This window comes from Desulfuromonadales bacterium (assembly GCA_035620395.1).
GTDB lineage: Bacteria > Desulfobacterota > Desulfuromonadia > Desulfuromonadales > DASPGW01 > DASPGW01.
Window position 1 is genome coordinate 1 of record DASPGW010000110.1, and the last position, 3,926, is coordinate 3,926.

Consider the following 3,926-nt stretch of genomic DNA (forward strand, 5'->3'; position numbering starts at 1 on the left):
CACCAGCCTGGGCTGTGCGATCAACACCAACAGCCGGGTGGTCGGTGTTAAAAACGACCAGGCCTTCTTCGCCCGGCCGTAAGTCAGGTCACAATCAAGTGCAACATAAAGAGGCGCAGGGTCGCAAGGCCCTGCGCCTCTTTGCGTCCGGACGGCAAGGCGCTGCCAACCGTGTCACAGGTGGAACCGGACCCGGCCGCCGCCCACTGCCCTTATGGGCATTTCCCCCCCCGTCAAAAGTAGGGGTTCCCCCACTTGTGCCGCCTTGCTCGTCTGATATATTTCTGATAAAAAGAGACATGAAGGCGAAGCGACCGAACTCGTTGGTTCAAAAGTGGCTGAAAAGTAGACGGAATTTTAATTCTCGGAGGCGCTTGCAATAAGCCGCCTCATTGTTACACTCTTCACATGTTTCGCATCGGGGGGACAATCCAGCAATCACATATCAAAGCCCTCGTCCTAGCACGTCGGCCGACGTCACCGGGGGATGAGGCCAGGCCGCCAGGCTGCAGCGACCCGAGGACAGGTTCGGAAACAGATCGGGCGCCGCCGGTTTTCCTTACAGACAGAAGCGCCGGAAGCCGTAAATCCAACCAAGGAGAAAAAAGATGAAAAGATTGCTCAGCATTTTGTTCGCAACAGCAGTAATGGCGGGCGGCCTCGCCCTGCCGGCCCAGGCGGAGTTGGCGCGGTTGAGCCCCGCCGACGTCGACCCCGTCGCCAACCCCTTCCCGCTCTGGATCGAGGACGCCAATGGCCTGCGTCTCGCCCAGTGCAGCGACTCCGCCGTGTGCCTCGAAGGTGGTACTATCCCCGTCTTCCCGGGGGATACGGCGATTCCGCCGGTGGATCCCACGCAGGTTTTCGAGGTCATCTACTTCGCCGCCGAGACTGGCGCCGATGTCGCGGTCGGCGCCGATGGTCTCAATCCGGCTCGAGTCAGGATCATCATGGCCATCGAAGCCTTCCCGTCCGAGGTCGACGGCCTCACGCCGGTCCTCTCCAACGGTATCCTCGTCCGGATCGACAACGCTCCTGCCGGAGACTACCGCGTGACCCTGCCTTACGACGTCGACCACGACGACGATCCGGCCACTCCCAAGGTTGCGGAGTTCACCCTCACCGCCGTAAACGACCGGGTTCTCGGCGGGTTCCCGGCCGAGTGCGACCCGCTGGTCCAGGTATGCCCCCCGGAACTGATCACGGACGCGTTGACCGGAGCCATCGACGTATTCCTGCTCCCCTCCGCCACGCCTGGCGGTGCGCCGCTGGCCCCTGTCACCGTCGGCACCAGCCGCTTCCTGTTTGACGGGGGTGCGTTGGAGGCGGAGACCGCCGTCACCGGTTCCCCCACGGGCAGGAACGTTGCCCGGATCATCGGGCCTGCCGCCTTCGGCGACGTCACGTTCGACACATTCGTCCTCTTCGGCCAGCTCCCCGACCTTCAGGACCGCCGGGCCCAGCTCAACACCAAAAACGGCAAGATCCAGGTAAGCGGGACCAGCAACCTTGCTGCCGTTCCTGCCGGGACGACCCTCACCATCACCACCGAGGAAGCCGTACCCCAGGCGCTCGGTACGACAGTGACTCGGGCCGACGGCAGCTTCAGCTTCACGACCCGTGCCCCGAGACTCCTCCCGGCCCCCGGTGGGGCCGTTGGCAGGCAAGAAAAGGCGCTGCGGATTACTCCCCAGGTCGTGGCTCCGCCCACCGTCCTGCCTGACGTGACGCCGCTCGACATTCGCTGACAACGGAGGGCGCCGGAGACGCGCCATTGCCGTACCGACTCTAAGAGAATAAGGAGAACCCCATGAAACGCTACGGAATCATTTTATGCGCACTTTCCTCGGCCACGGTGCTGGCCCTCACCGCCTGCGGCGGTGGCGGCGGCGGTGGTGGCGGCGGCGGCGGTGGTGGCGACGTTCCATTCACCAATGCCATCACTCTACCCGGGCCTGACGCCGGTACCACAGTCAGTTCGGCAACCGCGGTCAACAACCCCGTCGCTGGTACCCGCCTGGAAGTTGTGGGCATGGCTGATGACACCGGTGCCCCCGGCATCCTCCAGCCGGTAGTCTGGGACTTCGCCCCGAACGCCATCGCAGTGGTACAAGTACCCCCAACGCCGCCGAGTGTAACCCCGACTCCCGCGAACGGCATCCCCGCCGCCGACCTCGTTCCCGAGGATCTGCCCGGGTTAGGCACCCCCACCCCCGGTACGTTCGGCGCGGCCTTCGGCAACAACAATGTCGGAGAGATCGTGGGCCAGTCGGAAGATGGCCCGATCGGGCCGGTTCGGGCCGTAATCTGGTCTCCTGAACCGGTTGGGGGTGGCGCACGCACCATCACTGCCCTCGATGCGGCCAACGAAGGCGCAGCCTTCGCCATCAACAACAACGGCCTCGCCGTCGGCGAGCAGATCGTTGCTCCTGCCACCACTCCCACTCCGGTCGTCTTCGACGCCGATGCAACCCCGACGCCGGCGGTGGCGACCTTGAATATGGTGGCGGGCACGTTCACGGGCATCTCCGGCTCGGCTTTCGCCATCAACGCGGCCAACGTCATTGTCGGCGAGCTGACCGACGCCAACGGCGTCACCAAGGCCGTGGTATGGACGCCGATCACGACGACCCCGGCTCGGACCGACTACAACGCTCCGGTCGCGCTCAAAGGTAAAACCCTGGCCCCGAATGCGCCGGCTGGGACGCCGGTGCCGACGCTGAACGGTGACAGCACCGCAGTCGCGATCTCGGGCAACAGGGTCTTCGGCGAGATCACCGATACCGCCAACGGCATGATCCACGCCGTGGTTTGGGATGGGATCGTCGCCACCACTGAACCGCAGGACCGCGGGGCCAACACCAGCGCCGGCGGGATGAATGATGGCGGGCGGCCGGTTGGCGGTTCCGCAGGCAACGCAGCCCTCCTGGGCACCGCGACACCGGTGCGGCTGCACACGGCAGTCGGCTCGCCGACGGCGAACGGCGGCTGCAACGCGATTAACAACAGCAGCAAGGTAGTCGGCACGGGGAACGGCAAGGCTTTCTTCGCCACGCCGTAGATATTCCGACAGTCATAAACTGCTAAACTGCCGGGAGCGGATTCTCTTATCCGCTCCCGGCTGCTTTTTGGTGTCATCCCCCTTGCAAGATCACGGTGAGGGGTCAGGCTAACCTTTCTGCCATTCTCTGAGCTTCCTGCTCACTTCTCAACATGTCGGCAAACGCGTTCATCCCTTATTGCCTGTTCCCGAACCCGGCGGCCGACCCGTCCCAGCGGCGCGATGTCACAGTTCAGCGCCCTCGCCAGTTCGGTCAGGGGGACCCCTTGGGGGTCAGGCTTCCACGTTGGCAACTTTCTCCCTTGTGGCCGCGAACTTCCGCCACAGGCTCGCTATGACTCCTTCGGCTCCGTAAGGTGGCTATCCATATCCATGCGCCCATGGAGGACGCGGACAATTTCAATTGTATCGTTAAGCCTTTGCCGATAGAAAATCACATGACTCCCCGCGCGGTACTTGCGGTAGCCGCTACGAATCTCACTGCAATCCTTCCCCATGAGCGGATCGGCAGCCAACTGCTGAAAGCAATCATCCAACATTGTCAGATACTTGTCGCGCTGTTCACGCCCCCAGCGGGATAGCGTATAGCGGCCAATCTCTAACATATCGGCCTTCGCCTTGGCCGTGAGCGTAAAGCAGGGCATCACTTGAGACTTTCGTCATCAAGTTCACGAAGCAACTCCTTCAGGGAATACTCCGCAGTACCGCTTTCCTCGCCTTCTTTAATTGCGCGGCGTAGCACGTTCAGTTTGGTTTCTCGTTCCTCCAGAAGCCGCAGCCCGGCGCGGATTGCCTCGCTGGCCGAATTAAAGTGGCCTTGAGCGACCTGTTGAGCAATGAATTTCTCAAAGTGCGGCCCTAGCGT

4 protein-coding genes are annotated in these 3,926 nt (G+C 62.9%); 2 read left to right on the top strand and 2 right to left on the bottom strand.

The window, feature by feature from the left end; all coding sequences use genetic code 11:
• Nucleotides 1–608 precede the first annotated feature (608 nt).
• Both VD811_06105 and VD811_06110 read left to right on the top strand, forming a co-directional pair.
• Nucleotides 609–1,748, top strand: a complete 1,140-nt coding sequence (locus VD811_06105; protein ID HXV20544.1) for a hypothetical protein — start codon at nucleotides 609–611, stop codon at nucleotides 1,746–1,748.
• Between the two features lie 62 nt (nucleotides 1,749–1,810).
• Nucleotides 1,811–3,061: a hypothetical protein gene (locus VD811_06110; GenBank protein HXV20545.1), complete on the top strand. Its 1,251-nt coding sequence runs from the start codon at nucleotides 1,811–1,813 to the stop codon at nucleotides 3,059–3,061.
• Between the two features lie 332 nt (nucleotides 3,062–3,393).
• Here VD811_06110 and VD811_06115 read toward each other — a convergent pair whose 3' ends face one another.
• Both VD811_06115 and VD811_06120 read right to left on the bottom strand, forming a co-directional pair.
• Nucleotides 3,394–3,705, bottom strand: coding sequence for a type II toxin-antitoxin system RelE/ParE family toxin (locus VD811_06115; GenBank protein HXV20546.1), 312 nt, complete (start codon nucleotides 3,703–3,705; stop codon nucleotides 3,394–3,396).
• Nucleotides 3,705–3,926: type II toxin-antitoxin system ParD family antitoxin (locus VD811_06120; protein HXV20547.1), on the bottom strand; the 222-nt coding region annotated here is incomplete at its 5' end. The genes VD811_06115 and VD811_06120, both read right to left, overlap by 1 nt.